The sequence below is a fragment of the Stenotrophomonas sp. 85239_Sma genome (assembly GCF_056481725.1).
The window spans coordinates 99398-123580 of sequence record NZ_CM151163.1 but is presented as its reverse complement, the minus strand read 5'-3'; the positions used below and the strand labels follow the sequence as shown (position 1 = coordinate 123580).

Annotated in this window: 19 protein-coding genes; 12 read left to right on the top strand and 7 right to left on the bottom strand. The window is 69.0% G+C overall.

The features are described from left to right. Positions 1 to 10: 10 nt before the first annotated feature. The gene (locus tag ACYKG1_RS00515) at positions 11 to 625 is read right to left on the bottom strand and encodes a DUF938 domain-containing protein (protein WP_100475038.1); all 615 of its coding nucleotides are present in this window, start codon (positions 623 to 625) and stop codon (positions 11 to 13) included. A gap of 684 nt (positions 626 to 1309) precedes the next feature. Between ACYKG1_RS00515 and ACYKG1_RS00510 the strand changes: the two genes are divergently transcribed. Genes ACYKG1_RS00510 through ACYKG1_RS00470 form a run of 9 tightly spaced genes read left to right on the top strand, consistent with a single transcriptional unit; the run spans position 1310 to position 13667 of the window. Beyond that, positions 1310 to 2941 carry a TldD/PmbA family protein gene (locus tag ACYKG1_RS00510; RefSeq protein ID WP_262084073.1) on the top strand — a complete coding sequence of 544 codons (1632 nt, stop codon included), beginning with the start codon at positions 1310 to 1312 and terminating at the stop codon, positions 2939 to 2941. 30 nt (positions 2942 to 2971) lie between these two features. Continuing rightward, complete coding sequence (locus ACYKG1_RS00505) at positions 2972 to 4606, top strand: TldD/PmbA family protein (protein ID WP_100475040.1); 1635 nt, start codon at positions 2972 to 2974, stop codon at positions 4604 to 4606. A 21-nt stretch (positions 4607 to 4627) separates the two neighbouring features. Next, positions 4628 to 5962, top strand: coding sequence for a TldD/PmbA family protein (locus ACYKG1_RS00500; protein ID WP_154261856.1), 1335 nt, complete (start codon positions 4628 to 4630; stop codon positions 5960 to 5962). Continuing rightward, positions 5962 to 6669 carry a DUF4159 domain-containing protein gene (locus ACYKG1_RS00495; RefSeq protein ID WP_043400817.1) on the top strand — a complete coding sequence of 236 codons (708 nt, stop codon included), beginning with the start codon at positions 5962 to 5964 and terminating at the stop codon, positions 6667 to 6669. The genes ACYKG1_RS00500 and ACYKG1_RS00495 overlap by 1 nt, the downstream gene beginning before the upstream one ends. A 16-nt stretch (positions 6670 to 6685) precedes the next feature. Beyond that, positions 6686 to 7669 carry an AAA family ATPase gene (locus ACYKG1_RS00490; protein ID WP_262084075.1) on the top strand — a complete coding sequence of 328 codons (984 nt, stop codon included), beginning with the start codon at positions 6686 to 6688 and terminating at the stop codon, positions 7667 to 7669. A gap of 7 nt (positions 7670 to 7676) precedes the next feature. Then, positions 7677 to 8573: a DUF58 domain-containing protein gene (locus tag ACYKG1_RS00485; protein WP_262084076.1), complete on the top strand. Its 897-nt coding sequence runs from the start codon at positions 7677 to 7679 to the stop codon at positions 8571 to 8573. Continuing rightward, entirely contained in the window at positions 8570 to 9691 is a 1122-nt protein-coding gene (locus ACYKG1_RS00480) for a BatA domain-containing protein (RefSeq protein WP_478471453.1), read from the top strand. The genes ACYKG1_RS00485 and ACYKG1_RS00480 overlap by 4 nt, the downstream gene beginning before the upstream one ends. Further along, positions 9688 to 11862, top strand: a complete 2175-nt coding sequence (locus tag ACYKG1_RS00475) for a hypothetical protein (protein ID WP_478471451.1) — start codon at positions 9688 to 9690, stop codon at positions 11860 to 11862. The genes ACYKG1_RS00480 and ACYKG1_RS00475 overlap by 4 nt, the downstream gene beginning before the upstream one ends. Beyond that, entirely contained in the window at positions 11859 to 13667 is a 1809-nt protein-coding gene (locus ACYKG1_RS00470) for a hypothetical protein (RefSeq protein ID WP_478471449.1), read from the top strand. Before ACYKG1_RS00475 ends, ACYKG1_RS00470 begins: the two co-directional genes overlap by 4 nt. Positions 13668 to 13780: 113 nt before the next feature. Here ACYKG1_RS00470 and ACYKG1_RS00465 read toward each other — a convergent pair whose 3' ends face one another. Then, entirely contained in the window at positions 13781 to 14455 is a 675-nt protein-coding gene (locus ACYKG1_RS00465) for a hypothetical protein (protein WP_478471447.1), read from the bottom strand. A gap of 40 nt (positions 14456 to 14495) precedes the next feature. Then, a complete protein-coding gene (locus tag ACYKG1_RS00460) occupies positions 14496 to 15014 on the bottom strand; it encodes a hypothetical protein (protein ID WP_262084081.1) in 519 nt (172 codons plus the stop codon). Between the two features lie 210 nt (positions 15015 to 15224). On the opposite strand from ACYKG1_RS00460, the gene ACYKG1_RS00455 reads away from it, so the two are divergent. The 3 genes from ACYKG1_RS00455 (at position 15225) to ACYKG1_RS00445 (ending at position 19114) form a co-directional block, all read left to right on the top strand. Continuing rightward, positions 15225 to 17714 carry a DEAD/DEAH box helicase gene (locus tag ACYKG1_RS00455; RefSeq protein ID WP_100475049.1) on the top strand — a complete coding sequence of 830 codons (2490 nt, stop codon included), beginning with the start codon at positions 15225 to 15227 and terminating at the stop codon, positions 17712 to 17714. Further along, entirely contained in the window at positions 17711 to 18733 is a 1023-nt protein-coding gene (locus ACYKG1_RS00450) for a ribonuclease H-like domain-containing protein (RefSeq protein WP_478471445.1), read from the top strand. Before ACYKG1_RS00455 ends, ACYKG1_RS00450 begins: the two co-directional genes overlap by 4 nt. 66 nt (positions 18734 to 18799) lie before the next feature. Beyond that, a complete protein-coding gene (locus ACYKG1_RS00445) occupies positions 18800 to 19114 on the top strand; it encodes an I78 family peptidase inhibitor (protein WP_262084084.1) in 315 nt (104 codons plus the stop codon). Positions 19115 to 19181: 67 nt separating this feature from the next. Here ACYKG1_RS00445 and ACYKG1_RS00440 read toward each other — a convergent pair whose 3' ends face one another. From ACYKG1_RS00440 to ACYKG1_RS00425, 4 genes are all read right to left on the bottom strand, one after another. After that, positions 19182 to 21161, bottom strand: a complete 1980-nt coding sequence (locus tag ACYKG1_RS00440; protein WP_478471444.1) for a M56 family metallopeptidase — start codon at positions 21159 to 21161, stop codon at positions 19182 to 19184. A 3-nt stretch (positions 21162 to 21164) separates the two neighbouring features. Beyond that, complete coding sequence (locus tag ACYKG1_RS00435; protein ID WP_014035478.1) at positions 21165 to 21551, bottom strand: BlaI/MecI/CopY family transcriptional regulator; 387 nt, start codon at positions 21549 to 21551, stop codon at positions 21165 to 21167. Positions 21552 to 21918: 367 nt separating this feature from the next. Continuing rightward, complete coding sequence (locus ACYKG1_RS00430; protein ID WP_478471443.1) at positions 21919 to 22734, bottom strand: hypothetical protein; 816 nt, start codon at positions 22732 to 22734, stop codon at positions 21919 to 21921. Beyond that, positions 22735 to 24144, bottom strand: a complete 1410-nt coding sequence (locus ACYKG1_RS00425; protein WP_478471441.1) for an XVIPCD domain-containing protein — start codon at positions 24142 to 24144, stop codon at positions 22735 to 22737. Between the last annotated feature and the right edge of the window lie 39 nt (positions 24145 to 24183).

Below are 24183 nucleotides of genomic sequence, written 5' to 3'. Positions count from 1 at the left end.
TGCCGGCGGTTCACCCCAGCCGCCAGAGCAGCAGGCGGTTGTTGGCCGGCATCGCCACATCGCCCAGGCGGGTGAACCCGTGGTCGGCGGCCAGCGCCTGCACCGCTTCGCTATCGCGGATGCCGCTGCGCGGGTCGCGCGCCTTCAGCCAGGCATCGAACTGCGCGTTGCTTTCGCTGGTGTAGCGGCCGCCGTAGTTGAACGGGCCGTACGCCGCCAGCAGCGCGCCGCGACGCAGCACCGATGGCAGCGCGGCGAACAGCACCTGCACGTGCTCCCAGCTCATGATGTGCAGTGTGTTGGCGCTGAATGCGGCGTCGAACATGCTGCCCTGCGGCAGGCTCAGACCGGGCGCCGGTGGAAGTTCCACCTGCAGCGCCACCGGCGGCAGCAGGTTCAGCAGCGCGGCCCCGGCGCGCCAGGCCTCGATGCCGGGCAGATGGTCCGGATGGTCGCTGGGCTGCCAGCGCAGCCACGGCCAGCGCTCGGCGAAGAAGGCCGCGTGCTGTCCGGTGCCGCTGCCGATTTCCAGCACCCGGTGACGGTCGCCCATCCACGGGTCGAGTGCGGTAGCGATCGGTTCGCGGTTGCGCTCGCAGGCTTCTGAATACGGCTTGCTCGACATCAGGACGGTGTCCAGGCGGGGTCGGCCCCATTGTGCACGAGGGGGTGTTGCCCGGCAGGGCTGCGCCCTGCACCCGCCGAAGCAACCGCAAAGGCCGAAGCAACGTCAAAAGCTGGCTTCCTGGGGGATGGCGGGATGGATCCGATTGCGGGGGACGCCGTGAATCCGTCCATGGAGGCTCGGTCGCGCCATCCATGGCGCTCACGCCCCCGCAACCGGACCCACCCCGCCTTCGACAGTTTCCAGCGATCTGTTGGAACGGCATCGGGGTCAGATCCGTTTTCCTACGGAAAATGGATCTGACCCCGGATTCATTTCGATATCTGACAGATGTGTCGACCAAGGTCGACACCCACCAACAGCCGCTGCGATCTGTCAGAGGTGGGGCGGTGTGGGTGGGCAGGACCGTTGGCGCCATGGATGGCGCCATCGAGCCCCCAAGGATGGGTTTACGGCGTGTCCTGCCCACCCACACCGCCCCGCCACCCCTCAGCAAGCCCGCTGTTGCTGTTGCTGTTGCTGTTGCTCCGGCTCTGAGCAGGTGCAGGGCGCAGCCCTGCCGAAACCCTCCCCAACCATGACTGCAGTCACTTGCCCGGACGCGCTGCGCTGGCGAAAGTCGAGTGGTTGACGTGATCGGCTCGGCCTGTTGCCGGCTGCACGCAAGCGAGAGAGAGAAACGCTGTGCAACGACGTGAGTTCCTGGCTTTTTCCGGTCTGGGCCTGGCGGGCCTGCTGCTGCCGCATTCCCGTGCCATCGCCGCCGAGCAGCTGCTGGCCCCGGTCGACACCCTCCAGCGCAGGCGCCTGGCGGACGTGGCGCTGGCCACCGCACGCACGGCCAAGGCCAGCTACTGCGATGTGCGCATCGGTCGCTACCTCAACCAGTCGGTCATCACCCGCGAGCACCAGGTCGGCAATGTGACCAACCGCGAATCGTCCGGTGTGGGCGTGCGGGTGATCGTCAACGGTGCCTGGGGCTTCGCCGCGACCCATCAGCAGACCGAGGCCGCCGTGCGCGCGGCGGTCGAGCAGGCTGCGGCAATCGCCCGCGCCAACGCCAGCATCCAGACCCGGCCGGTGCAGCTGGCGCCGACGCCATCGGTCGGTGAAGTGCGCTGGCAGACCCCGGTCCGCAGGAACGCGATGGCGGTGCCGATCCAGGACAAGGTCGAGCTGTTGCTGGCACTCAACGCCGCCGCGATGAATGCGGGTGCCGACTACATCAATTCGACCCTGTTCCTGGTCAACGAACAGAAGTACTTCGCCTCCAGCGACGGCTCGTTCATCGACCAGGACATCCATCGCATCTGGCTGCCGTTCACCGCCACTGCCATCGACAAGGCCAGCGGCAAGTTCCGCACCCGTGCCGGCCTGTCTTCGCCGATGGGCATGGGCTACGAGTTCCTTGATGGCGATGCGCGCGGCAAGGTGCACCTGCCCGGTGGCATCACTGCCTACCGCGATTCCTACGACCCGGTCGAGGACGCCATTGCGGCCGCCCGCCACGCGCGCGAGAAACTGAAGGCGCCGTCGGTGAAGCCCGGCAAGTACGACCTGGTGCTGGACCCGTCCAACCTGTTCCTGACCATCCACGAGAACGTCGGCCACCCGCTGGAGCTGGACCGCGTGCTCGGCTACGAAGCCAACTACGCCGGCACCAGCTTCGCCACGCTGGACAAGCGCGATGCGGGTTTCCGCTGGGGCAGCGACATCGTTACCTTCTTCGCCGACAAGACCCAGCCCGGCAGCCTCGGTGCGGTCGGCTACGACGACGAAGGCGTGAAGACCCAGCGCTGGGATCTGGTGCGCGACGGCATCCTGGTCGACTACCAGGCCACCCGCGATGAGGCCCACATCCTCGGCCGCGATGCCTCGCACGGCTGCAGCTATGCCGATTCCTGGTCCAGCGTGCAGTTCCAGCGCATGGCCAATGTCTCGCTGGCACCGGGCAAGACGCCGCTCAGCGTCGAGGACATGATCAAGGACGTGGAGAACGGCATCTACATCCACGGCCGCGGTTCGTATTCGATCGACCAGCAGCGCTACAACGCGCAGTTCGGCGGCCAGCTGTACTACCAGATCAAGGACGGAAAGATCGCCGGCATGGTCGAGGATGCGGCGTACCAGATCCGCACGCCGGAATTCTGGAATGCCTGCACCGCCATCTGCGATGAACGCGACTTCCGCCTGGGCGGTTCGTTCTTCGACGGCAAGGGCCAGCCCGGCCAGGTCTCGGCGGTCTCGCACGGATCGTCCACCACCCGCTTCAACGGCATCAACATCATCAACACCGCGCGCAGTCTCGGCGCTTGAGCCACCCATCCTTCGACATGGAGAGCAGCCTTGCAAAGACGTGACTTCCTGGCCCTGACCGGGCTTACCGCGGGCGGGCTGATCGTGCCCTCCTTCTTCGGCAAGGTGATCGCCGCCGAGCAGCTGCAGTCCAGCCTCGACCCGGCGCTGAAGAAGCGCCTGGCCGACGCCGCCCTGCAGGCCGCACGCAGCGCCGGTGCCACCTACTGCGACGTGCGCATCGGCCGCTACCTGCGGCAGTTCGTGATCACCCGCGAAGACAAGGTGCAGAACGTGGTGAACACCGAGTCCACCGGTGTTGGCATCCGCGTAATCGTCAACGGTGCCTGGGGCTTTGCCGCCACCAATGCGCTGGGCACGGCCGATGTGGCCCGCGCCGCGCAGCAGGCCGCTGCCATCGCCAAGGCCAACGCCGGCGTGCAGACCGCCCCCGTACAGCTCGCCAAGGCACCCGGCGTGGGCGAGGTGAGCTGGAAGACGCCAATCCGCAAGAACGCGATGGAGGTACCGATCAAGGAGAAGGTCGACCTGCTGCTGGACGTCAACGCCGCAGCGCTGGGCGCCGGTGCCAGCTTCGTCAACTCGATGCTGTTCCTGGTGAACGAGCAGAAGTACTTCGCCTCCACCGATGGCTCCTACATCGATCAGGACGTGCACCGCATCTGGGCCCCGATGACGATCACCGCCATCGACAAGGCCAGTGGCAAGTTCCGTACCCGCGAAGGCCTGTCCTCGCCGATGGGCCTGGGCTACGAGTACCTGGACGGTGCGGCTGCCGGCAAGGTGGTCAGCCCGAATGGCGTGGTCAACTACAGCTCTTCCTACAACATGAAGGAAGACGCGATCGCCGCCGCCAAGCAGGCGCAGGAGAAGCTGAAGGCCCCGTCGGTGAAGCCAGGCAAGTACGACCTGGTGCTCGATCCGTCGCACACCTGGCTGACCATCCACGAGTCGATCGGCCACCCGCTGGAGCTGGACCGCGTGCTCGGCTACGAAGCCAACTACGCCGGCACCAGCTTCGCCACCCTGGACAAGCGCGAACAGCATTTCCAGTACGGCAGCGAGCTGGTCAACATCTTCGCCGACAAGACCCAGCCGGGCAGCCTCGGGGCGGTGGCGTACGACGATGAAGGCGTGAAGTGCAAGCGCTGGGACCTGATCAGCAACGGCAAGCTGGTGGACTACCAGACCATCCGCGACCAGGCCCACATCCTCGGCAAGACCGAGTCCGACGGCTGCTGCTATGCCGATTCGTGGTCCAGCGTGCAGTTCCAGCGCATGGCCAACGTATCGATGGCACCGGGCAAGAAGCCGCTGAGCGTGCCGGACCTGATCAAGGACGTGGAGAACGGCATCTACATCATCGGTGACGGTTCGTTCTCGATCGACCAGCAGCGCTACAACGCACAGTTCGGCGGCCAGCTGTTCTACGAGATCAAGAACGGCCAGATCACCCGCATGCTGGAAGACGTGGCCTACCAGATCCGCACGCCGGAGTTCTGGAATGCCTGTACCGCCGTGGCCGACGAGCGCGACTACCGCCTGGGCGGTTCGTTCTTCGACGGCAAGGGCCAGCCGGGCCAGGTCTCGGCGGTCTCGCACGGTTCGTCCACCGCGCGCTTCAACGGCATCAACGTCATCAACACCGCACGCAGCCTCGGCTGATCGGTCAGGAGCCCTTACACCATGAGTATCTTCACCGAAGCCCAGGCCAAGGCCATCCTCGACAAGGTCATTGCCCTGTCCAAGGCCGACGAGTGCACCGCCGTGCTGGCCGGCGCGATCAGCGGCAACATCCGTTTCGCGCTGAACAACGTCTCCACCAGCGGCATCGTCGACAATACCGAGCTGGCGGTCACCGTCGCCTTCGGCAAGCGCGTCGGCACGGCCTCGATCAACGAGTTCGACGACGCCGCGCTGGAACGCGTGGTGCGTCGTGCCGAAGACCTGGCCCGCCTGGCCCCGGAAAACCCGGAGTTCATGCCGGCCATCGGCAAGCAGAACTACCGCGCCAGCCCGACCTTCAGCGAATCCACCGCTGCGATCGATCCGGCGTTCCGTGCCAAGGTCGCCGCCGATTCGATCGCCCCGTGCCGTGGCCACGGCCTGATCGCCGCAGGCTTCCTCGAGGACGGCCAGGGCTTCCAGGCCACCGCCAACAGCAACGGCAACTTCGCCTACCAGCGCACCACCAACTTCGACTACACCTGCACCGTGCGCACTGAGGACGGCCGCGGTTCGGGCTGGGTTGGCCGCAACCTGAAGGATGCCGCCGACTTCAAGGCCGACCAGGACATCCGCATCGCCATGCGCAAGGCCACCGAATCGGCCGAAGCCAAGGCGCTGGAGCCGGGCAAGTACACGGTGATCCTGGAACCGGCTGCGGCCGCAGGCCTGATCAGCTTCATGATGAACTTCTTCAGTGCACGCTCGGCCGATGAAGGCCGCAGCTTCCTGTCAAAGAAGGGCGGCGGCAACAAGCTGGGCGAGCAGGTCTACGACCCGCGCGTGACCATGATCGCCGACCCGTGGCATCCGGACGCACCGGTGCTGCCGTGGGACAACGAAGGCATGCCGCGCGAGCGCATGGCGATCATCGAGAACGGCAGGATCGCCAACCTGGACTACTCGCGCTTCTGGGCCCAGAAGCAGGGCAAGACCGCCAAGGCTACGCCGGGCAACCTGCTGATGAGCGGTGGCGACAAGAGCACCGCCGAGCTGGTGCGCGGCACCCAGAAGGGCATCCTGGTCACCCGCACCTGGTACATCCGCATGGTCGATCCGCAGACCGTGCTGCTGACCGGCCTGACCCGCGACGGCACCTTCTACATCGAGAACGGCCAGATCAAGCACCCGGTAAAGAACTTCCGCTTCAACGAGTCCCCGGTGATCATGCTCAACAACATCGAAGAGCTCGGCAAGCCGGTGCGTGTGGCCGGTGATGAATCCAGCTACGTGATGATGATCCCGCCGATGAAGCTGCGCGACTTCACCTTCACCTCGCTGTCCGACGCCGTCTGATGGATCGCCGGGCCTGCCTGCGCTGGTTGGCCGCTGCCGCTTCGGCGGCGGCGCTGCCGGCCTTCGCGCAGGCAGGCCCGCGCAGTTCGCGCTACGACTTCTGGTTCACCCGCCTGCAGTACGACTCCGGTGACTGGGACGTGGACGCGCGCATGCCGTCCAACCTGATCACCTCGCTGATCGACTACACCTCGCTGCGTGTGGATCCGCAGGAACACGTGGTCGCGCTGGCCGACCCACGCATGCTGGAAGCGCCGTTCTGCTACCTGGCCGGGCACACGCTGGTGGAGTTCAACGCCGCCGAACGGCAGAACTTCGTGCGCTACGTGCGCAATGGCGGCTTCGTCTTCGTCGACGACTGCAACCATGACATCGACGGCCTGTTCGCCACCTCGTTCGAAGCGCAGATGGGCCGCCTGTTCGGCCCGAAGGCACTGCAGAAGCTGCCCAACAGCCATCCGCTCTACCGCAGCTTCTTCCGCTTCCCCGATGGCCCGCCCGCCACCAGCTTCGAACTCAACGGCTGGGGCGACGACCTGGTGCACGACTACCTGAAGGGCATCGAGGTCGATGGCCGCCTGGGCCTGCTCTACAGCAACAAGGACTACGGCTGCGAGTGGGATTACGACTGGCGCAACAAGCGCTTCCTGGCCGAAGACAACACCCGCTTCGGCGTCAACATCGTGATGTACGCGTTGAACAATTGATAGGACCCGCACGCCCATGACCACCCCCGACCTCGATTCCCTGCTGCCGCGCCTGGATGAGCTGCGCGCCGCGCTCGCACGCGCGGTGGTGGGCCAGCATACGGTGGTCGAGCAGCTGCTGATCGGCCTGCTGGCCGGCGGCCACTGCCTGCTGGAGGGTGCGCCCGGGCTCGGCAAGACCCTGCTGGTGCGCTCGCTCGGGCAGGCGCTGGAACTGCAGTTCCGGCGCGTTCAGTTCACTCCGGACCTGATGCCCAGCGATATCCTCGGCACCGAGCTGCTGGAGGAAGACCACGGCACCGGCCACCGCCATTTCCGCTTCCAGCAGGGCCCGATCTTCACCCACCTGCTGCTGGCCGACGAACTCAATCGCACTCCGCCCAAGACCCAGGCCGCACTGCTGGAAGCGATGCAGGAACGCACGGTCAGCTACGCCGGCACCACCTACGCACTGCCCGCGCCGTTCTTCGTGCTGGCCACGCAGAACCCGATCGAGCAGGCCGGCACCTACCCGCTGCCGGAAGCACAGCTGGACCGCTTCCTGCTGCACGTGCTGGTCGATTACCCCAGCGAAGACGAGGAGCGGCAGATCCTGGAACAGACCACCGGTAACGCCACCGACGCGGTGCCGAAGGTGATGGATGCCGAAGCGGTCATCGCACTGCAGGCTGCGGTGCGCCAGGTGCACGTCAGCCCCGATGTGCTGGCCTGGATCACCCGGCTGGTGCGCGCCAGCCGGCCCGGCGAAGGCGCGCCGGCAGCAATCAACCAGTGGGTGAAATGGGGCGCCGGCCCGCGCGCCGGGCAGTCGCTGGTGCTCGCTTCGAAGGCGCGCGCACTGCTGCAGGGCCGCTTCGCCGCCACCCGCGAGGATGTGCAGGCACTTGCCGCGCCGGTGATGCGCCATCGCCTGCTGCTGTCGTTTGCCGCCGAGGCCGAGCAGAAGCGTGCCGACGACGTGGTCGCCGCCCTGCTGCAGGCCGTGCCGTTCCCGGGTTGATCCACGCGTGAACGCTGGTACGCCGTTGACCCTGCCACCCGAACTGCGCGCGCGCCTGCGCCTGCTGCGGTTGCGGCCGCGCCTGGCCAGCGGCGCCAGTGGCATCGGCCAGCACGCCAGCCGCAGCCGCGGTGCCGGCCTGGAATTCGCCCAGTACCGGGCCTACGAGCCGGGCGACGAACTGCGACAGATCGACTGGAAGCTGTACGCACGCTCGGACCGCTTCTTCGTGCGTGAATCCGAACGCGAGAGCCCGATCACGGTCTGGCTCCTGCTCGATGCCACCGCTTCAGCCGGCCAGGCCGATCGCGCGGCACCGCAGCACACGCGCCTGGACCACATGCGCGGCGTTGCCGCCTGCCTGGTCGAACTGGCCCTGCAGCAGGGCGACCGTTTCGGCTTGCTGGCGATCAATGGCGATGGACTGCAGCTGGTGCCCGCAGCGAACGGCGCACGCCAGCGTGACCGCGTGCATCTTCAACTGCATGCGCTGCAGGCGCGCGGCGGCTGGCCTGCGGCGGATCGACTGCGGCCCCTGTGGGAGCGCGTGCGCCCGGGCGACCTGCTGCTGGCGGTCGGTGATGGCTTCGACGAGGCCGGCATCGTGCTGCTGGAGCAACTGGCCAGCGCGCGCCGCGAAGTGGCCCTGCTGCAGATCCTGACCGCCGACGAGCGCGACTTCCCGTTCGACGCCGGCCATCGCTTCCGCGACCCGGAGACCGGCGAGGAACTGCTGGGCGATGGCGCGGCGATCCGCGCCGACTATCTGCGCCGCTTCGCCGATGCACGCGGCGCATTGCAATCGCGCCTGCAGGCCAGCGGCATCGCCAGTGCCACCGGCTGGCTCGACCAACCGTTGGACCAGCCGCTGCAGGCACTGTTTGCCCGTGGGGGCGGCGGATGAACCTGCTGTTCCCGCTCGGCCTGGCTGCGCTCGCCGCATGGCTGCTGCCGCTGCTGATCCACCTCGCCCGCCGCCATCCGTACACACCGCTGGATTTCGCCGCGCTGCGCTGGCTGCGTGCACAGATCCGGCCGCGCCAGCGCATCCGCTTCGATGACTGGCCGTTGCTGCTGGTGCGCCTGCTGTTGCTGGCCGCGCTGGCCTTGCTGCTGGCACGACCTGCATTGACCGGACCTGCGCCAGCCCCCACCGCGTGGACGGTTGTTGCTCCAGGGCTGGACGCGACCGCACTACGCGGCACCGCCGAAGCGGGCAACTGGCATTGGCTGGCGCCCGGCTTCCCGGCCATTGATCAAGTGCCACCTGCATCCACTGTATCCCTGCCCAGCCTGCTGCGCGAACTGGACGCACAGCTGCCCGCCGGCACCGCATTGACCGTGCACGTTCCCGATCCCCTGCCCGGCCTGGATGGCGCCCGCCTGCAGCTGTCGCGCGAGGTGCAGTGGCGCCCGCAGCCGATGCCGGTCACTGCGCAACCGCGTGCCGCAACGGCGCCGCGCCTGCGCGTGTACAGCGATGCTTCGGCCACCGCCCAGCACTGGTTGAATGCACTGCAGCGCGCGTGGGGCGTGCAGGCGCCGCTCGCTCCTCTGGTGGCGGATGCCCTGCCCGAACGCGGCCAGATCGGCGTATGGAGCCGCGGCGGCGCACTGCCGGCGAACTGGCAGGCGTGGCTGCAAGACGGTGGACGTGTCGTGACTGCCGGCAAGCCTGCCGCCGAGGCCAACGTCCTGCTGCGCAACGCCGAGGGCACCCCGCTGCTGTGGCAACAGCGCATCGGCCACGGGGTCCTGCTGTCACTGCCCGGCGACTGGGATGCCACCGGCAACGCTGCGCTGCGCGATCCGCGCCTGCCGCGTGCCCTGCTGCTGGCCCTGCAGCCGCCTCAACCGCCGCGCATCGGCGATGCACGGGATCACGCCCCCCGCCGGGCGGCACTGCCTGCAGCAACGCCGCCGCTGCGCGAGCCCACCGCGGGGTTGCTGCTGGCCATCGTGCTGCTGTTCGCGCTGGAACGCTGGATGGCCAGCAGTGCCCGTCGCAGGGGGCGCGCATGAGTACGCTGCAACATGGCTGGCAGCGCGCGCGTCGTCGACGCGCCCTCATCATCCTGCTGCTGGGCCTGCCATGGGCGTTGGCCGCAACGGTGCTGGCCCTGCGCCTGGCAGGCTTCGACATCGCCTGCGTGGTCGGCACGATCAGCCTGCTCGCCTGCGCAGCCCTCGCCACCGCGCGTGCCCGCCAGTTGGACCGGCAGTGGCTGCAGCGCCGGCTCGATGGCAGCGGCGCCAGCGAGGACAGCGCCGACCTGTTGTTCGCCGATGCCACCAGGCTCAATCCGCTGCAGCAGCGCCAGCGTGTGCATGTGCTGGCCACGCTGGAACGCGCGGTGCCGGAGCTGCGTCCGCGCTGGCCGCGCAGGGCATTGGCCCTGAACTGGATCGCAGGCCTGGCCATCGTTGCGCTGGCATTCGGCTGGCCACGTTCGAATCCCAGCTCCGCGCCTGCCCGCACGTCGGCGCCTGGCAGCACGGCCGCCTCAGGTCCGCTTCACTTGCAGTCCGCCCGCCTGCGTATCGACGCGCCGGCCTATACCGGGCAGGCCACGCTCACCCAGAACGCACTGGATGCCAAGGTCGCCGCCGACAGCCGGCTGTCGTGGTCATTGCGTTTCGACCGCGCGCCGGACAAGGCATGGCTGCAGTTCCATGATGGCCGCCGGCTGCCGCTGAGCGAACATCATGGCCAATGGCAGGCACAGGACGTGGCGCGCATGCCGGTGCTGTACCGCGTGGTGAGCGAACCGGCCCTGGCCGAAACCCGCCTGCATCGCCTGGACGTGGTCGCCGACCGCGCACCCAGCGTGCGCGTGCTGGCGCCGGCCGCCAGCCTGGTGCTGGGCACGCCCGGGCAACGGCAATGGGCGCTGCGCTTCGAGGCCAGCGATGACTACGGCGTAGCCACGCAGGCAACGCTGTCGATCACCGCCACACAGGGCAGCGGCGAGAACATCACCTTCGTTCGCCGCAGCGTCGGCCTCACCGGCAGTGGCGAGGCGACTGCCCGGCGATTCGCGCACACCCTCGACCTGGCCGCGCTGGGCGCACAGCCGGGCAACGATGTGATCGCCCAGCTGGAAGTACGCGACAACCACACGCCCGCGCCGCAGACCGGGCGCAGCAGCAGCGTGATCCTGCGACTGCCCAGCGCCGAGGTTGCACTCGGCGCCGAACTGGAAGGCCGCATCAAGAAGGCCCTGCCAGCCTACTTCCGCAGCCAACGGCAGATCATCATCGATGCCGAAGCGCTGATCCGGCAGCGACGCAGCCTTGCCGCCGAGGACGTCGTGAAGCGCAGCGATGCGATCGGTGTCGACCAGCGCATCCTGCGCCTGCGCTATGGCCAGTTCCTGGGCGAGGAGAGCGAGGGCGCACCCAAGCCACCGCCGACCAGCGACCTTCCCACCAGCGATGCACCGGCTGCAGACAGCCACGACGACGATCATGATCACGACCATGGCGCGGAAGCGCACGCGCACGCGCACGACGAGCATGGCCACGATCACGGCGGCAAGGCGGCCAATGCCGATGCGCCACCGGTGTTCGGCAGCGCCACCGATGTGCTCTCCGAATACGGCCACACCCATGACCATGCCGAGGCCGCGACTCTGCTCGACCCGCAGACCCGCGCCACGCTGAAGGCCGCGCTGGACCAGATGTGGTCAGCCGAAGGCGAGCTGCGCCAGGGCCGGCCGGAGCAGGCGTTGCCGTTTGCCTACAAGGCGCTGGCTTTCATCAAGCAGGTGCAGCAGGCCGAACGCATCTACCTGGCCCGGGTCGGGCCGGAGCTGCCACCGATCGATGAAGGCCGCCGGCTGGGCGGCGACCGCGCCGGACTGGCCAGTCGTGAACTGCCGCTGGCCGCACGCACGCCGCCCGATCCAGCCATCGTCGAAGCCTGGCAGCGCCTCGGCGATGACACGGCAACGCCCGATCTCGATGCACTCGCCAGCTGGCAGCAGCGCAATGCCGCCTACCTGCCCGACGCACTCGATCTGGCCGCCGCCATCGAGCAGCTGCGCATCGAACCCCACTGCCGCGACTGCCGCCAGCGCCTGCGCGCACAAGTGTGGCGGGCGCTGCAGCGACCACTGCCGCAGGCAATGCGGCGCAACGGCGCCGATGCGATGGGGCAGCGGTACCTTGACGCGCTGGAGGCGCAGCCATGAACGCCTCCGCTGTGAACCTGTGGATTGCGCTGGCACTCGCCCTGATCGTGGTCACCGCCAGCGTGCGCCAGCTGCGTGGCAATGCCACGCGCCGTGGCCACCAGTGGATCGTGATCGGACTGCAGCTGATCGCTGCCGCGCTGCTGTACTTCTGCCTGGCCCCCCCCACCCGCCAGCAGCCCGCAGTCGGCCTGGTCGTGCTGGGAATCGATGCCGGCAAAGCCGGCGCGCTGCCGGCCAGCGCAGGCCCGCTGCTGCTGTTGCCGGAAGCTACCGATGTGCCCGGCGGCCTGCGCGTGCCGGACCTGGCCACAGCGCTGCGCCAGCACCCCGCCTCCACGCTGACGCTGGTGGGTGCCGGCCTGGTCGCGCGTGACCGCGACGCGGTACTGCCACGCGACGTGCGTTGGCAGCCGGCAGTACCGCGGCGCGGTTGGGTCGCCATGCAGCCCCCCGCCGACGCTGCGCCCGGCGCGCGCTTCGACGTCCATGCACAGGCGCGCGGTGTCGCCAGGGCCAGGGCGGAACTGCTCGATCCCGCCGGCAGCGTGGTGGATCGCGTGGACGTTGCCGAGGACGGCCACGTGCAGCTCAGTGGCATCACGCGTGCCGAAGGCCGCAGCGTGTTCCAGCTGCGCCTGCTCGATGCCGAGGGTCACGTGGTGGACAGCGCGCCGGTACCGCAGCAGACCCTGCCGGCGGCACCACTGCGCCTGCTGGTGCGTGCCAGTGCGCCGGGCCCGGAGCTGAAGTACCTGCGCCGCTGGGCCACCGATACCGGCATCCGCGTGCAGGTGCAGGCCGATACCGGGGCGGGCGTCAGCCTTGGAGATGGCGTGGTCGCCCTGGATGCAGCATCACTCGCGCGCAGCGACCTGCTGCTGCTGGACGAGCGCAGCCTGGCCGCATTGAGTGCTGGCCAGCTCACCGCCGTGCGACAGGCGATGCGCGACGGGCTCGGCGTTCTGGTGCGTAGTGCAGGCGCACCTGCAGCCAGCGCTCGCCAGCGCCTGCGCGACCTGGGTCTGCCGGTGCAAGGCGATGGCAGCAGCCACGCCCTCGAACTTCCCGGCGACGGCGACAGCGCGGTCCTCGCCGCACGACGTGGCCCGCTCGCCGCGGGTACGCTGCCGACCGGCTACGGCGAAGAGGCCGACCGCAGCTCGCACAATGCTCCCCTGCCTGCGCTGGAAGCACTCGCGCTGCAGGCACCGGGCAGCAACGCCCTGCTGCAGGATGGCACGGGCAAGGCCGTCGGCGGCTGGCGCGCTGCCGGCAAGGGCCGCATCGGCCTGCTGCCAATCACCGACAGCTGGCGCTGGGTGCTGGCCGGGCGCGATGACCGCCACGGTGAACTCTGGAGCGGCGTGGTTGCCACGCTGGCGCGAGCACAGGGCAGCGGCGATGCGCTGTGGTCGCCGCAGCCGATCACCTGGGCGGGCGAACGGCAGGCGCTGTGCGGCGCGCAGGCGCCACTGCAGGTCTTCAACGCACGCGGCGACAGTGTGCCCCTGATCGTCGACGGCGCGACATCGCCCCTGCGCTGCGCCGGCTGGTGGCCGCGCGAGGCGGGCTGGCAGCACCTGCAACACGGCGACATCACGATCTGGCGCTATGTGTTCGACCCGAAGGACGCACCTGCACTGCATCGGCAGGCGATGATCGATGCGACCACGCATGCACTGGCATCCAGCACGCCGGCAAACACGTCGGTGATGAAGCCCGTGCCGGGCTCGCGCTGGCCATGGTGGCTGGCGTTCGTGCTCTGTGCATCGCTGCTGTGGTGGCTGGAGCGGCGGCGCTGAGCCCACCGATCGGATCGCAAACAGCATCCACGCATGGCGTGGATCTACTGACTGCACCGGGTCGGATCCCTTTCGTCCACGAAAGGGCTCTGACCCCATCCGTCATGCGTCCTTCAACGCTTGCCAGCGCGCCGGTACACGCCATTGAAGCGCACGTTCATGCCGCCGCACTCGCTGTTGTCAGCCACGACCAGTACCTCACCCAGCGAGTGCACCCGCACCTTGCAGGTGTCTTCAACGAATTCCACATCGGCGCCGCGCGGCGTCGCGCGCGCTTCCACCTGGCCCAGGTTCGGCCCATACGGGCGCTGTTCCGGCGTCGGGTTGGCCGACGGCCAATAGGCATCGCCTTCCACGTGCAGCTGCCCCCCCTGCACCGAAATCTGCAGACCGTTATCGCCATCCTTCCAGTGGCCCGCCCAGTCCTGCAGCGTTGGCGCGGCCGCCGGCAACGGCTGCAGCTTGCTGCGGTCGACCCAGCCGGCGCTGCCGCCCACCTTGTTCGGGAAGAACGCGCAGCGGTAGCGGCCCAGGTCGCGACCGGTCACCACCGTATCGCCGTTGACCACGTAGCTGCGCTGGCGGCAGGCCGGTTCGCCCTTTTCCGGGCAGCCGTCCATGTCGCCGAGCAGGTACAGGCGCGGCGCATCGACCACGCGTGCCAGCGCGAACCGGCTCTGTTGAGAGGGGAACGCGCCGTTGCGGCAGGCGCCATCACCAGCAATGCCGGCAGCGAAGGCAGACGCCGGCAGCAATGCAGCCAGCAGGCAGAACGAACGCAGAGACATGGCGGCGCTACCGATGGAGGGACCGGCAGGATATACCGGCCTACTTCACCGGCGGTGCGGCGCAGCCTTGCTGCTCCTGGCAGAACTGCAACGCGCGCCGCTGCTGCTCAGCGCTCAGCTCCGGCGGTGGCCGGGCAATGGCGGACTGGATCTGGTCGGGGCCGCCGGTGAGCTTGTTCAGGCCCCGGCCCGCCGCCAGCACGCCCTTGACCACGCCCATCATGATGTAGCCGCCGCCCATGCTGACCTGCTCTGGCGACGGTGGCTCGCTCCAGTCGCGGCTGAAGCGGTTGTCGCCGAACTTCACCGGGTTCTTGAAGCGGTACAGGTCCAGCGGCTCGTCATCGGGCTTGAGCGCACGCACTTCGCCGAGGGTGGTGACGTTGTCCTGCGGCAAGGTGGTGGAGATCGGTGCGGTGGTTGCAGCCGGCGCATCTGCAGGGAGAGCGGGCGCTGGATCGGGCGCCGCTATCGGCGTGGCCTGCTGTGCCTGCGCGATGCCGGCCAGCAACAGGCCGGCCAGGAGTGCTCCCTGCGTTCCACGTCGTGCCACAGCCATCCACCCTGTTGGTTGCGTCCAGCGATCAAGGATACGGATGCCGGCTTCAGATTTCGTTGCTGCACCGGTGGCTGTTCAGCCAGGGGAGATCCGGCACTGCCGCCGCCACCGCAATGAACAGTTCACTCCGTCCGATGCCGAAGTCTCACATCCTGAGACGTGGATGTGGTGCCATGTGACCCCTCGCAATCCGTCCCGGCTCCACTTTCCATGGCTTACGAACTCGCCAAGCGCACCGCCGATGCCGAGCAGAAGCTCGCCACCCGCGATGGCCTGCCCGCCCGCGACGGCGCCCTGCTCAGCGCGCGCCTGCAGCGCCGCTACCAGGACCGCATCACCGGCAGCTTCGCCATTCCCGGCCGCGAAGGCCGCTACGCACCCATTCCCGATGCGGTACCGCCTGCCCTGGCCGCGGCCCTGAAGGCACGTGGCATCGAGCAGCTCTACAGCCACCAAGCCGAGGCCTGGGAGGCCAGCCAGCGTGGCGAGCACGTGGCCATCGTCACCCCCACCGCCAGCGGCAAGTCGCTGTGCTACACCCTGCCGGTGGTCAGCGCGGCGATGCAGGACAACGCCAAGGCGCTGTACCTGTTCCCGACCAAGGCGCTGGCCCAGGACCAGGTGGCCGAGCTGCTGGAACTCAACCGTGCCGGCGACCTGGGCGTAAAGGCCTTCACCTTCGACGGCGACACCCCCGGCGATGCGCGCCAGGCGATCCGCCTGCATGGCGACATCGTGGTGTCCAACCCGGACATGCTGCACCAGGCGATCCTGCCGCATCACACCAAGTGGGCGCAGTTCTTCGAGAACCTGCGCTACATCGTCATCGACGAAGTGCATACCTACCGCGGCGTGTTCGGCAGCCACGTCACCAACGTGCTGCGCCGGCTCAAGCGCATCTGCGCGTTCTACGGCGTGCAACCGCAGTTCATCCTGTGCTCGGCCACCATCGGCAATCCGCAGGCGCATGCCGAGGCGCTGATCGAGGCCCCGGTGACTGCCATCACTGAATCCGGTGCGCCCAGCGGGCCGAAACAGGTGCTGTTGTGGAATCCGCCGGTGATCAACCCCGACCTCGGCCTGCGCGCCTCGGCGCGCTCGCAGAGCAACCGCATCGCGCGCATCGCGATCAAGTCCGGGCTGAAGACCCTGGTGTTCGCGCAGACCCGGTTGATGGTCGAGGTGCTGACCAAGTACCTGAAGGACATCTTCGACCACGACCCGCGCAAACCGCCGCGCATCCGCGCCTACCGCGGCGGCTACCTGCCCACCGAACGCCGCGAGACCGAGCGGGCGATGCGTGCCGGCACCATCGACGGCATCGTCAGCACGTCGGCGCTGGAACTGGGCGTGGATATCGGCAGCCTGGACGTGGTCATCCTCAACGGCTACCCCGGCAGCGTGGCCGCCACCTGGCAGCGCTTCGGCCGTGCCGGCCGCCGCCAGCAACCGGCGCTGGGGGTGATGGTGGCCAGCTCGCAACCGCTGGACCAGTACGTGGTGCGGCACCCGGATTTCTTTGCCGAGGCCTCGCCTGAACATGCACGCATCGCACCGGACCAGCCGCTGATCCTGTTCGACCACATCCGCTGCGCGGCCTTCGAGCTGCCGTTCCGGGTCGGCGATGGCTTCGGCCCGATCGACCCGGAAGTGTTCCTGGAAGCGCTGGCCGAAACCGAAGTGATCCACCGCGAAGGCGAGCGCTGGGAATGGATCGCCGACAGCTATCCGGCCAACGCGGTCAGCCTGCGCGCGGTGGCCGACGGCAACTTCGTGGTGGTCGACCGCAGCGATGGCCGCCAGCAGATCATCGCCGAGGTCGATTATTCCGCCGCCGCACTCACCCTGTACGAAGGCGCCATCCACATGGTGCAGTCCACGCCCTACCAGGTGGAGACGCTGGACTGGGACGGCCGCAAGGCCTACGTCACCCGCACCCACGTGGACTACTACACCGACAGCATCGACTTCACCAAGCTCAAGGTGCTGGACCGTTTCGATGGTGGCGTGGCCGGCCGGGGCGATTCGCACCATGGCGAAGTGCACGTGGTGCGGCGCGTGGCCGGCTACAAGAAGATCCGCTACTACACCCACGAGAACATCGGCTACGGGCCGGTGAACCTGCCCGACCAGGAACTGCACACCACGGCGGTGTGGTGGCAGCTGCCGCAGGCGCTGCTGCTGCGCGCCTTCGCCAGCAAGCAGGATGCGCTGGATGGTTTCCTCGGCGCGGCCTACGCGCTGCACATCGTCGCCACCGTGGCGGTGATGGCCGATGCGCGCGACCTGCAGAAGTCAGTCGGCAACGGCGATGGTTCCTGGTTCGCGATTGCCGACCAGAGCGGGCGTGGCCAGCTGCGCGGCAGCGAGGGTGACCCCGGCGTGGTGGAGCTGCTGCAGGAGTTCGTGCCGACCGTCTATCTGTACGACAACTTCCCCGGCGGCGTCGGCCTCAGCGAGCCGTTGTGGCAGCGCCAGGCCGAGCTGGTGCAGCGCGCGCGCGAACTGGTGCAGCGCTGCGACTGCAAGGCCGGTTGCCCGGCCTGTGTCGGCCCGGTGCTGGCCGCACAGGAAGAGGATGAGACCTCTCCGCGCGCGCTGGCGCTGCGCGTGCTCGACCTGTTCGATGCCGAGGCCTGCCAGCACGTACCCGACGTGGTGGTGGCCGCGCGCGACCCGATGGAGCTGCTGGCCCCGTGAGCCTGAGCCTGGATAAGCTGCGCCTGCTGCGGAAGCAGGCCGGCGACCCGAAAGCAGTTGCGCCGGCGGCGCCCGAGCCGCCGCCCGCAGCGCCTGCCCCGGTAGCCGCCAACGATGCACAGCAGCCACCAGCGGAGCGATCGGTGTTCGCCTGGGTCGAACAGGAAATCCGCCACAAGCCGACCGGCGCTGCCGCGCCTGTGGCGGCCCCCGCACCGTTGCGTCGACCGGAAGTGGGCAGCCTGCACCGCCTGCTCGGCCTGCGCTCGCGGGGTGGAGCCGCACCGGCACGCGCCAGTGCGCAGGATCGCCAGCTTCCCGGTGAGGAAATCGCACCGGGCCTGTTCCTGATCGAATCGCTGCTGCCGCAGCCGATTCCCGCAGAACCGCTTTCCCTGGCTTTCGCCAAGCGCGAGCACGAGCACGTCGCCGCGCGCGACCTGCTGTTCTTCGATACCGAGACCACCGGCCTGGCCGGCGGCACCGGCACCCGTGCCTTCATGATCGGTGCCGCCGACTGGCATGTGTGCCCGCAACGCGGCGAGGGCCTGCGCATCCGCCAGTTGCTGATGTCGACGATGGCCGCCGAGGACGCGATGCTCGCCACCTTCGCCCGCTGGCTGCAGCCGTCCACCGTGTTCTGCAGCTACAACGGCCGCAGCTACGATGCGCCACTACTGAAGGCACGCTACCGGCTGGCCCGCCAGCGTTGCCCGATCAGCGCGCTGGATCACGTCGACCTGCTCTATCCGACCCGCCGTCGCTATCGCGGCACGTGGGAGAACTGCAAGCTGTCCACCATCGAACGCCAGCTGCTGCGCGTGGTGCGCGAGGACGACCTGCCTGGCTCCGAAGCCCCGGGCGCCTGGCTGCGCTTCCTGCGCGGAGGCGACGCGGTGAACCTGCGCCGGGTGGCCGACCACAACCACCAGGACGTGGTGACCCTGGCCCTGCTGCTGCAGCGGCTGGTACGGGAAGAACAACGCGAACGCGAAACCCTGGCGCTGGTCGGGCAGTAGGCGTTGACGCGGCCTGACGGTGGCAGCGGTGACACTGCCGCCACCATCCATGCCTGGAGCCCGACGATGCGCCTCAATCCCCTTGCCCTGCTCGCCATCCTGCCGCTGGCCGCCTGCAGCCACGCCGGCAGCAGCGCCACCCACGATGCCGCGCCAGCACCCGTGGCCGACGCCACGCACGAATGCAGGCCGGAGGCGCTGGAAGCCTTCACCGGCAAGACCGCCGACGAGGCCACGATCAAGAAGCTGGTGGCCGACAGCGGCGCCCGCAACGCGCGCGTGGTCAAGCCGGGCATGGCGGTAACCATGGACTTCCGCCAGGACCGCGTGACCGTGCAGGTGGATGCACAGAACCGGATCGAGCGCGCCAGCTGCGGCTGATGTTCCCAGGGTAGTGCCGGCCACTGGCCGGCACCCCACATTGCCGGCCCGCGGCCGGCACTACCGATCAGAGTCGCTCGGCCTTGCCGCTGGCCAGCGCGCGCGCGATCACCTGCTGTGCCTGCTGCGATGCCTGCGCATGCACGCGTGCCTGGCGCTCGCCCAACGCGGCCTGTTGGCTGCCCAGTGCCGCCTGGCGGCTGGCCAGTTCCGACTGCTGGCTGGCCAGACGCTGCATGTCACGGCTGCGGCCGGACTGCGCAGCCTCGCTGCGGGCTTCCTGCATCGCACGACGCGCCTCGGCGGCGGCCTCGCGCGCAGCGGCCACATCGCTGGTCGCAGCGTGCGCCGCCTTCGCCGCTTCCGCGGCCGCCTCACGGTTGATGTCGTGGGCGGCCATCGCGCTGCGCGCGGCCTCGGCGGCAGCCAGTGCCATGCGGCGCGCCTCCTCGCCCTGCAGGCGGCCCATCTCGCCCATCTGCTTGCCGAGTTCGCCCTGCTGGCGACCCAGCGCACTCTGCTGCCGGCCCAGTTCGCTCTGCTGGCGGCCCAGATCCGCCGCGCCGCTGTAGGCACGCTGCAGGGACTGGATCAGCATCGGGTCGCGCACCACATAGCGCTTGTCGCCCTGGCGGAACCACAGCGCCGGGCCCTTGCCGAGCTGCCTGCGGGCCACCGTCACGTCGTCCATGCCACCATTGGCGAAGGTCGAATCGCCATCGACCAGCACGAAGGCCTCCGGCGGCGATTTGCCCAGGTCCAGGCGGCCGTAGGTGGTGATGGAGGTAGTGCGGGAGGTCGAATGTTGACTGTGCATGCCGGTATCGACATCGACATCCGCATCCACGCCGACCGCCACATCCGCATCGTCCGGACCTGACAACGCCTCGACGTCAGCCGGCTCGGCGGGCGGCGCGGGCGCCACCGGCACGGCCGGAACGCGCGCGGGCGAAGGCGGTGCGGGCGGCGCCTTCGGCGGCGGCGGCACCACGGCCTTCGGCGCCGCAGGAGGCGCGGGCGGAGCCGGCGGCACCGGCGCTGCGACCAGCCGCATCGGCGCCACGCCCACCAGCACCACGGCAGCGGTCAGCGCCATCGCCAGGATGCGCGGGCAGGCCCGGCGCGGCTGCAGCGAAAGCAGGCGACGCTTGAGACTGGTGGTGCTCGGTGCGGCGCTGGCCACGCCCAGGTGCGGCTGCGGTGCCACGCCCAGCTGCAGCAGCAGGCGGCCATAGGCCTGGCGGCTCGCACCATGCTGGCCGACCACCGCTGCGTCCACCGCTTCTTCGCGGGCCTGTGCGTATTCGCGTACCGACAGGCGCAGCAGTGGGTGGAAGAAGAACAGGTGCTGGGCCAGTGCGGGCAGCAGGCCCCACTGCAGGTCACGCCGCTGCAGGTGCTGCAGTTCATGGGTCAGTGCCAGGTCCAGCGCATCACCCTGCAGGGCGTTGTCGCCGGCCGGCAGCAGCAGCACCGGGCGGAACGGACCGACCAGCTGCGGTGCGTCCACCTGCGTGCTCATCCACAACCGCGGCGCAGGACGCACGCCATGTGCATCGGAAGCCAGCTGCAGGGCCTGCACCAGTGCCTGGTCCTCGCAGGGATAGGCCGCTGCCAGCAGCGCACGGCAGCGGCGCCACTCACCGAAGGTACGCAGCACCATCAACACCACGCCGGACATCCACAGCGCGGCCAGCACGACAGCCCACCACGCCACCGCCGGTACGTCTGCGGCCGGCATCGGCATTGCAGCCAGCAGCTGTGCCGAAGCTTCCGGGGCCAGCGGGTAGACCATCTCGGCGGCCACATCGGTCGCGCTCATCGCCGCCGCCTGCGGGGCCGGCAGCCAGGCCAGCTGCAGCGGCTGGCTCCAGAACAGGCCGAGCACGGCCTGCAGCGACACCAGCCACCACAGGCGGCAGCGAGTGGCCGCCGACAGCGACGGCAGCGCGCGGCATACGCCGTACACCAGGGCCACCAGCAGCACGGTCTGCAGGCTGGTCCAGCCCAGCCGTTCCAACATCGGGATCAGCATCGTGGTGTCCATGGCTCAGCCCTCGTGGCGGCGCGATTGGAGCTGGGCGACCAGCGCTTCCAGCTCGGCCAGCTCGTTGTCGCTGACCTGCTGGCGCTGCGACAGGTAGGCCACGAACGGCGACACCGAGCCCTGCAGGGTGTTGTCGACGAACTGCGCCACCGCGCCCTGCAGCACGCTCTCCGGGCCACGCGTGGCCTGGTAGCGGTAGACGCCATCCTGCTGCTGGCGCTGAAGATACCCCTTCGCCCGCAGCCGCTCCATCATCGTCAGCACGGTGGAGCGGGCCAGGCCTCGGGCCTCGCCGTAGCCACTGGCGACCTCGCCGACCGTGGCCGGCGCATGTTCATCGATGTACTGCAGCAGGGCCAGTTCCTGGTCCCCGATCGTCTTGCCACGCATGACACCACTCCCTTGACTACACGTGTCGTCACTGTCGACTTGACGACAGCTGTAGTCAACCCCCCGGAAGTCATGGGCCGACGAACGGTAGGCCCCCCGCGCACTCACGCCTTTGATGCATCGCGCTGCAATCGGGCATTTCCTGCTACGGACGCTGCCTCGCCACCGGGCAGTTCAGCAGCACGCGCCAGGCGCGCATCGCCTTCGGCGGGAGCCATGGCCTGATCCCGGATGTGGTGACGACGTACGGCGTCGCCCCTCGCACCAGCGAGATGGCCCTGCGGCGCATGTGGAGTGCAGAGCGCCTGGCCGATGGGCACGCCGGGCCTGCTTGTCGCCGGTATCGGCGATGCATGCGCGCGGTGCCTCAACGCCCAGTCACGAACGGGTCGCCCTTGCATGGCAGCAACGGACTGTCATCGCACGGCCACAGGGCGGCGGGCACCGTCTTTGCCACCTCGAAGTGATCCCGGTTCCAGCGCAGGAAGCCGCCATGGACGGCATTGCCATGGTCGAAGGTGCGCGCATCCCCTGCCAGCGGCTGCTCGGGATCGGCCTCGGCCACCCAGCGCAGCACCGGCACCTTGTCCAGAACTCCGATGAAGGCGAACAGATCACCTGCGCCCTTGCCGTGGTAGGCCGCCATCGTCGCCGCGTCGGGCAGTCCGGCCTGGGCCAGCAGTGATGCAGTGACATCCTGCAGCGGTGCGGCTCCCTGCGCGACGTAGGCGCGCATGCCCGCGGTGGTTGCCGGGCAGTCCTGCAACTGCACCAGATAGCCGGTGGCGCCGGCGCTGCCGGCAAAGGAGCGGAGCCAGTACCGGAAGTGCGGCCCACCGCGATCGGTGACCATGACATCCTGCTGGCCGCCCTGCCCGGGAATGGAGAACACCTGCACGTCGCCAGCGCCTTCCACGTTGCACTTCAGTTGCGTCAGCACCCGCCTGGCCGCTTCCGGCAATGCGCGGTAATGGCCGCCGGGGTGGGCGCTGCCCGAGGCTTCCGGCAACGCAGGCAATCCGCGTTCGGTGGGCACTGCCTGCGTGGGCAGGGCCTCCGTTTTCGGCGCCGGCTTCGCAGTCGGTGCTGCCGGCGTGGCGCGCTCTCCGGCGGGCGCGCAGGCGCTGCAGGCCAGCAGCAGCATCAACGAAACGCTCGGCATCAGGTGCGGACGGCCCCTCATTCAACGCCCTCCCATCGCCGGTGCTTCCTGCGGCTGTGCGGGCGCCGCCGCGGGTACCCCCTGCTCGCGTGATTGCTGCTGCAGCTGGCGCAGGCTGGTTTCCACCGCAGTCTCGCGCACCTCGGCCGCATCGACCCCTGCACGCAGCGCCGCGGGGTCGCCCGGGCGGCCTTGTACCAGGAACAGCGTCTCGCCCGCGGCACGGCCCGCGCTGGGGTTGCTGGCCACAATCTGGTCAACCTGGGTGATGCCCGCAGCCTTCGCTTCACGCAGCATCACCAGGCTGTAGGCATCGGCGTGTTCGGCATAGCGCCCACCCAAGGCCTGCAGGCGCGTGCTGATCTGCTGCTGCAGGGCATGATCGCGATGTTGGGGTTGGCGAGGATCGTCATTGGCCGCGAGCGGCACGTCCTGCCCCAACCCGCGCGCCTGTCCCGGTGCAACCGAGGTCAGCACGTACTGCCAACGGTTCTGCCCGGGCGTGCCGCGCACCGTCGACACGAAGTCATCGTACTCGCCGCCGCCGATGGTCTGGCAGCCCGCCGAATCGGTGTTGGATCGGCTGCCGCGATGGATCTTGAAGGTGTCGTTGAGGTCCTGCACGCCCTGGGTATCACGCGCATCGAACCAGCCGTCGCCATTGCTGTCGCGCTCCACCCGGCCGTCGCCCGCCGTGATCGCGTCCTGCGAAGGACGCAGCGCGAACTCATCGGGATGGCCGTTGCGCGGATGGGTGGTCGCGCGCATCTCGGTGGTGCCTTCGCCCAGTCGCCCCAGGTCCTTGACCCGGTCGCTGTTGACGTCCTCACCCTCGGTCTTGGTGCGTGGCGCCACGTTGCCGAAGCCCGGGCTGCGCGGCGTGGTCTTGGCATGACCATCGTACTGGGCGGTCGGCTCGGTCGTGGCCTGGTTGAACTCACGCACATGGCCGTGACCCTGCGCATCCTTCCACAGCACCACGATGCGGTCGTCGTAGACACCGCGCCCGCGCGCGTCGGTCGTGCGGTTCTCGTCGCGCAATCCCAGCACCACGCGGTCCTGGGTTGCCATTGCATCGTTCGCCGCGGCGTTGCCGCGCTGGGCCACGATGCTGCCATACACGTCGTACTGCTGGGCCTGGCTCAGGCCCGCAGTCTCCGCAGCATCGGGCATCCGCGGCGGCCGCGTCGCCTCGCGCAGGCGATCCAGCATCGGGCCGACCGTGGCGGCATCCGCGCCGCCGCCGCTGCGTCGCAACGCCTCGAGTTCGGTGGCAGCACGCGTCGAGATGTAGCGATCCAGCGATTCCTGCACTACCACGCTCTGGCCGTCGTGCAGTGCCTCCAGGCGGGCGGCGGCACCGCGCGCGTCGTGCTGCCGCAACAGGGCAACGACTTCATTGGCCGCCGCGTTGATATCCATCTCGGGCATGGTCGGTCCTTGAACGTGATCATTGGAAGGTCAGCCTAC

What these genes read in the sequence shown, in the direction of transcription:
- ACYKG1_RS00515 (WP_100475038.1), bottom strand. Translation starts at nt 625, where the DNA reads ATGTCGAGCAAGCCGTATTCAGAAGCCTGCGAGCGCAACCGCGAACCG.
- ACYKG1_RS00500 (WP_154261856.1), top strand. Translation starts at nt 4,628, where the DNA reads ATGAGTATCTTCACCGAAGCCCAGGCCAAGGCCATCCTCGACAAGGTC.
- ACYKG1_RS00495 (WP_043400817.1), top strand. Translation starts at nt 5,962, where the DNA reads ATGGATCGCCGGGCCTGCCTGCGCTGGTTGGCCGCTGCCGCTTCGGCG.
- ACYKG1_RS00490 (WP_262084075.1), top strand. Translation starts at nt 6,686, where the DNA reads ATGACCACCCCCGACCTCGATTCCCTGCTGCCGCGCCTGGATGAGCTG.
- ACYKG1_RS00480 (WP_478471453.1), top strand. Translation starts at nt 8,570, where the DNA reads ATGAACCTGCTGTTCCCGCTCGGCCTGGCTGCGCTCGCCGCATGGCTG.
- ACYKG1_RS00475 (WP_478471451.1), top strand. Translation starts at nt 9,688, where the DNA reads ATGAGTACGCTGCAACATGGCTGGCAGCGCGCGCGTCGTCGACGCGCC.
- ACYKG1_RS00470 (WP_478471449.1), top strand. Translation starts at nt 11,859, where the DNA reads ATGAACGCCTCCGCTGTGAACCTGTGGATTGCGCTGGCACTCGCCCTG.
- ACYKG1_RS00465 (WP_478471447.1), bottom strand. Translation starts at nt 14,455, where the DNA reads ATGTCTCTGCGTTCGTTCTGCCTGCTGGCTGCATTGCTGCCGGCGTCT.
- ACYKG1_RS00460 (WP_262084081.1), bottom strand. Translation starts at nt 15,014, where the DNA reads ATGGCTGTGGCACGACGTGGAACGCAGGGAGCACTCCTGGCCGGCCTG.
- ACYKG1_RS00455 (WP_100475049.1), top strand. Translation starts at nt 15,225, where the DNA reads ATGGCTTACGAACTCGCCAAGCGCACCGCCGATGCCGAGCAGAAGCTC.
- ACYKG1_RS00445 (WP_262084084.1), top strand. Translation starts at nt 18,800, where the DNA reads ATGCGCCTCAATCCCCTTGCCCTGCTCGCCATCCTGCCGCTGGCCGCC.
- ACYKG1_RS00440 (WP_478471444.1), bottom strand. Translation starts at nt 21,161, where the DNA reads ATGGACACCACGATGCTGATCCCGATGTTGGAACGGCTGGGCTGGACC.
- ACYKG1_RS00435 (WP_014035478.1), bottom strand. Translation starts at nt 21,551, where the DNA reads ATGCGTGGCAAGACGATCGGGGACCAGGAACTGGCCCTGCTGCAGTAC.
- ACYKG1_RS00430 (WP_478471443.1), bottom strand. Translation starts at nt 22,734, where the DNA reads ATGAGGGGCCGTCCGCACCTGATGCCGAGCGTTTCGTTGATGCTGCTG.
- ACYKG1_RS00425 (WP_478471441.1), bottom strand. Translation starts at nt 24,144, where the DNA reads ATGCCCGAGATGGATATCAACGCGGCGGCCAATGAAGTCGTTGCCCTG.